This window comes from Microbacterium aerolatum (genome assembly GCF_007988825.1).
Lineage (GTDB): Bacteria > Actinomycetota > Actinomycetes > Actinomycetales > Microbacteriaceae > Microbacterium > Microbacterium aerolatum.
This window is the reverse complement of the sequence record NZ_BJUW01000027.1, coordinates 1-5,557: the sequence shown is the minus strand read 5'-3', so window position 1 is coordinate 5,557 and position 5,557 is coordinate 1. Positions and strand designations below refer to the sequence as shown.

General features: G+C 54.4%; 3 rRNA genes. All 3 read right to left on the bottom strand.

Annotation, left to right across the window (positions count from 1 at the left end):
• Window positions 1–39 precede the first annotated feature (39 nt).
• Window positions 40–156: ribosomal RNA gene (gene rrf / locus MAE01_RS15840) — 5S ribosomal RNA — on the bottom strand.
• 121 nt (window positions 157–277) lie between these two features.
• Window positions 278–3,385: ribosomal RNA gene (locus MAE01_RS15835) — 23S ribosomal RNA — on the bottom strand.
• A 393-nt stretch (window positions 3,386–3,778) separates the two neighbouring features.
• Window positions 3,779–5,303, bottom strand: a 16S ribosomal RNA gene (locus tag MAE01_RS15830).
• Together the 16S, 23S and 5S rRNA genes form the textbook arrangement of a ribosomal RNA operon.
• Between the last annotated feature and the right edge of the window lie 254 nt (window positions 5,304–5,557).

Sequence of the window (5,557 nt, the reverse complement as noted above, 5' to 3'; positions counted from 1 at the left end):
TGGCCACCCAGCGTTGGGTGGCCATTTTGTTTAAAAGGAGTCCGGCGGTGTCCTACTCTCCCACAGGGTCCCCCCTGCAGTACCATCGGCGCTGTGAGGCTTAGCTTCCGGGTTCGGAATGTGACCGGGCGTTTCCCTCACGCTATGGCCGCCGAAACACTATTGATGTTTCAATCAAACCTAAAAACACGTGATGTGTTGTTAGGGTTCTCGACCGTACATCGAGAACCACTCAGTGGACGCGGAGCATCAGTAATTCGAACTGATGAAAAATGGTGTTATCAAGTCATCGGCTTATTAGTACCAGTCAGCTGCACACGTTGCCGTGCTTCCACATCTGGCCTATCAACCCAGTAGTCTGGCTGGGAGCCTCTCACCCACAAGGGGCATGGAAGTCTCATCTTGAGGCCGGCTTCCCGCTTAGATGCTTTCAGCGGTTATCCATCCCGAACGTAGCTAATCAGCGGTGCTCCTGGCGGAACAACTGACACACCAGAGGTTCGTCCAACCCGGTCCTCTCGTACTAGGGTCAGATCCTCTCAAACTTCCTACGCGCGCAGCGGATAGGGACCGAACTGTCTCACGACGTTCTAAACCCAGCTCGCGTACCGCTTTAATGGGCGAACAGCCCAACCCTTGGGACCTACTCCAGCCCCAGGATGCGACGAGCCGACATCGAGGTGCCAAACCATGCCGTCGATATGGACTCTTGGGCAAGATCAGCCTGTTATCCCCGAGGTACCTTTTATCCGTTGAGCGACAGCGCTTCCACAAGCCACTGCCGGATCACTAGTCCCGACTTTCGTCCCTGCTCGACCTGTCAGTCTCACAGTCAAGCTCCCTTGTGCACTTACACTCGCCACCTGATTGCCAACCAGGTTGAGGGAACCTTTGGGCGCCTCCGTTACTTTTTGGGAGGCAACCGCCCCAGTTAAACTACCCACCAGGCACTGTCCCTGAACCGGATCACGGTTCGAAGTTAGATATCCAGAGTGACCAGAGTGGTATTTCAACATTGACTCCACGAATACTGGCGTATCCGCTTCACAGTCTCCCACCTATCCTACACAAGCCACACCGAACACCAATACCAAGCTGTAGTAAAGGTCACGGGGTCTTTCCGTCCTGCTGCGCGTAACGAGCATCTTTACTCGTAATGCAATTTCGCCGAGTTCGCGGTTGAGACAGTTGGGAAGTCGTTACGCCATTCGTGCAGGTCGGAACTTACCCGACAAGGAATTTCGCTACCTTAGGATGGTTATAGTTACCACCGCCGTTTACTGGGGCTTAAATTCTCAGCTTCGCCTTGCGGCTAACCGGTCCTCTTAACCTTCCAGCACCGGGCAGGCGTCAGTCCGTATACATCGTCTTGCGACTTGGCACGGACCTGTGTTTTTAATAAACAGTCGCTACCCACTAGTCTCTGCGGCCACCACACCCTTTCGGAGTAAATCCTAATAAGCGGGTGGCCCCCCTTCTCCCGAAGTTACGGGGGCATTTTGCCGAGTTCCTTAACCACGATTCTCTCGATCTCCTTGGTATTCTCTACCTGACCACCTGAGTCGGTTTGGGGTACGGGCGGCTAGAACCTCGCGTCGATGCTTTTCTTGGCAGCATAGGATCATCCACTTTTTATCCGCATCGTGTCTCAGCCACATGAGTCGCGGATTTGCCTACGACTCGGCCTACGCACTTGCACCAGGACAACCATCGCCTGGCTTGGACTACCTTCCTGCGTCACACCTGTTAATACGCTAACCGCACCAGCATGGGGTCGTACGCTAGGCCTCACCCCATCACCCCGAAGGGATCCGGTCATGAGGATTCAGATACTTAGCACCACTGGATTAGCTTGGGCGGTTCTTCGCCGGTACGGGAATATCAACCCGTTGTCCATCGACTACGCCTGTCGGCCTCGCCTTAGGTCCCGACTTACCCAGGGAAGATTAGCTTGACCCTGGAACCCTTGGTCTTTCGGAGGACATGTTTCTCACACGTCTTTCGCTACTCATGCCTGCATTCTCACTCGTGTAGCCTCCACGGCTGGTTCACACCGCCGCTTCGCTGGCCACACGACGCTCTCCTACCCATCAACACGGCTGGACCACGAAGGCCTACCAAAAATGTCAATGCCACAACTTCGGTGGCGTGCTTGAGCCCCGTTACATTGTCGGCGCGGAATCACTTGACCAGTGAGCTATTACGCACTCTTTCAAGGGTGGCTGCTTCTAAGCCAACCTCCTGGTTGTCACAGCAACTCCACATCCTTTTCCACTTAGCACGCGCTTAGGGACCTTAGATGGTGGTCTGGGTTGTTTCCCTCTCGACTATGAAGCTTATCCCCCACAGTCTCACTGCTGCGCTCTCACTTACCGGCATTCGGAGTTTGGCTGACGTCAGTAACCTTGTAGGGCCCATCGGCCATCCAGTAGCTCTACCTCCGGCAAGAAACACGCAACGCTGCACCTAAATGCATTTCGGAGAGAACCAGCTATCACGAAGTTTGATTGGCCTTTCACCCCTATCCACAGCTCATCCCCTCAGTTTTCAACCTAAGTGGGTTCGGTCCTCCACGCGCTCTTACACGCGCTTCAACCTGGCCATGGATAGATCACTTCGCTTCGGGTCTAGGACATGCGACTGAATCGCCCTATTCAGACTCGCTTTCGCTACGGCTACCCCACACGGGTTAACCTCGCCACATATCACTAACTCGCAGGCTCATTCTTCAAAAGGCACGCTGTCACCCCTACTAAGGAGGCTCCAACGGTTTGTAAGCAAACGGTTTCAGGTACTATTTCACTCCCCTCCCGGGGTACTTTTCACCTTTCCCTCACGGTACTTGTCCGCTATCGGTCATCTGGGAGTATTTAGGCTTATCAGGTGGTCCTGACAGATTCACACGGGATTTCTCGGGCCCCGTGCTACTTGGGATACTCTTCACGCCAGAACACGCATTTCGGCTACGGGGTTGGCACCCTCTATGACCGGCCTTTCAAGACCGTTCGCCTATACGCTTCTGTCACGTCGCCACCTCGGCAGAGATGACTGAAAAGTCCCACAACCCCGAACATGCAACTCCTGCCGGATATCACACACACTCGGTTTAGCCTGATCCGGTTTCGCTCGCCACTACTAACGGAATCGCGGTTGCTTTCTCTTCCTGTGGGTACTGAGATGTTTCACTTCCCCACGTTCCCTCTACCCGCCCTATATATTCAGGCGGGAGTCACTAGGTCGGCACGCCGCCCAGCGGGGTTTCCCCATTCGGACACCCTCGGATCAAAACTTGCTTATCAGTTCCCCGAGGCTTATCGCAGATTGCTACGTCCTTCTTCGGCTCCAGATGCCAAGGCATCCACCGTTTGCTCTTAAAGACTTGAAACAAATCATGAGTTCGAATCGTCAAAATTGAAATTGACTAATGATCTTTAAGATCATCATTACAACACCACCCGAAGGTGATGCTGAAGATGCTCGCGTCCACTGTGTAGTTCTCAAAGTACGGGCGGTACCCCCACCGATTCACAACCGTGAACCAGAAAGGGGCCCAGAGGTTCAGTCCCGCTTCCGAAGAAACGGTTCCGGTCCCTCAGGACCCAACAGCGTGCATGCACCACATCCCCATGACCTTCCCGTTCCAACCGCCGAAGCAGCGTACTAACGAAAACCATGCATCCGTGATGCCTTGTCTAATGTTCCACCCATGAGCTCCCAGCGAAGAACGTGTGTCTTCGATCTGGGTTCTGGAAGTCCGAGGACTTCAGATGCTCCTTAGAAAGGAGGTGATCCAGCCGCACCTTCCGGTACGGCTACCTTGTTACGACTTAGTCCTAATTACCGATCCCACCTTCGACAGCTCCCTCCCACAAGGGGTTAGGCCACCGGCTTCAGGTGTTACCGACTTTCATGACTTGACGGGCGGTGTGTACAAGACCCGGGAACGTATTCACCGCAGCGTTGCTGATCTGCGATTACTAGCGACTCCGACTTCATGAGGTCGAGTTGCAGACCTCAATCCGAACTGGGACCGGCTTTTTGGGATTCGCTCCACCTCACGGTATTGCTGCCCATTGTACCGGCCATTGTAGCATGCGTGAAGCCCAAGACATAAGGGGCATGATGATTTGACGTCATCCCCACCTTCCTCCGAGTTGACCCCGGCAGTATCCCATGAGTTCCCACCATTACGTGCTGGCAACATAGAACGAGGGTTGCGCTCGTTGCGGGACTTAACCCAACATCTCACGACACGAGCTGACGACAACCATGCACCACCTGTTTACGAGTGTCCAAAGAGTTGACCATTTCTGGCCCGTTCTCGTATATGTCAAGCCTTGGTAAGGTTCTTCGCGTTGCATCGAATTAATCCGCATGCTCCGCCGCTTGTGCGGGTCCCCGTCAATTCCTTTGAGTTTTAGCCTTGCGGCCGTACTCCCCAGGCGGGGAACTTAATGCGTTAGCTGCGTCACGGAATCCGTGGAATGGACCCCACAACTAGTTCCCAACGTTTACGGGGTGGACTACCAGGGTATCTAAGCCTGTTTGCTCCCCACCCTTTCGCTCCTCAGCGTCAGTTACGGCCCAGAGATCTGCCTTCGCCATCGGTGTTCCTCCTGATATCTGCGCATTCCACCGCTACACCAGGAATTCCAATCTCCCCTACCGCACTCTAGTCTGCCCGTACCCACTGCAGGCCCGAGGTTGAGCCTCGGGATTTCACAGCAGACGCGACAAACCGCCTACGAGCTCTTTACGCCCAATAATTCCGGATAACGCTTGCGCCCTACGTATTACCGCGGCTGCTGGCACGTAGTTAGCCGGCGCTTTTTCTGCAGGTACCGTCACTCTCGCTTCTTCCCTGCTAAAAGAGGTTTACAACCCGAAGGCCGTCATCCCTCACGCGGCGTTGCTGCATCAGGCTTCCGCCCATTGTGCAATATTCCCCACTGCTGCCTCCCGTAGGAGTCTGGGCCGTGTCTCAGTCCCAGTGTGGCCGGTCACCCTCTCAGGCCGGCTACCCGTCGACGCCTTGGTGAGCCATTACCTCACCAACAAGCTGATAGGCCGCGAGCCCATCCCCAACCAAAAAATCTTTCCAGTAACTGACCATGCGATCGCTACTCGTATCCAGTATTAGACGCCGTTTCCAGCGCTTATCCCAGAGTCAGGGGCAGGTTGCTCACGTGTTACTCACCCGTTCGCCACTAATCCACCCAGCAAGCTGGGCTTCATCGTTCGACTTGCATGTGTTAAGCACGCCGCCAGCGTTCATCCTGAGCCAGGATCAAACTCTCCGTAAAAAACAAATAACAACCAGAACCGGAATAAGGTCCAGGCTGCGAGCTTGAAACTGACCAAAGAGATAAATCATTGCTGACTATCCGTTGCCAACCCCCGAAAGGGTTGGTCTTTGATCCAAAGGAATCTCACCCTGCCGAAGCAGAGTCGAGGTTATTTGGCATTTGACAAGTGCACGCTGTTGAGTTCTCAAGGATCGGACGCTCCCCCGACCCAGTCATCACAACCAGGCCCGAAGGGCAACTTCTCAATCTTA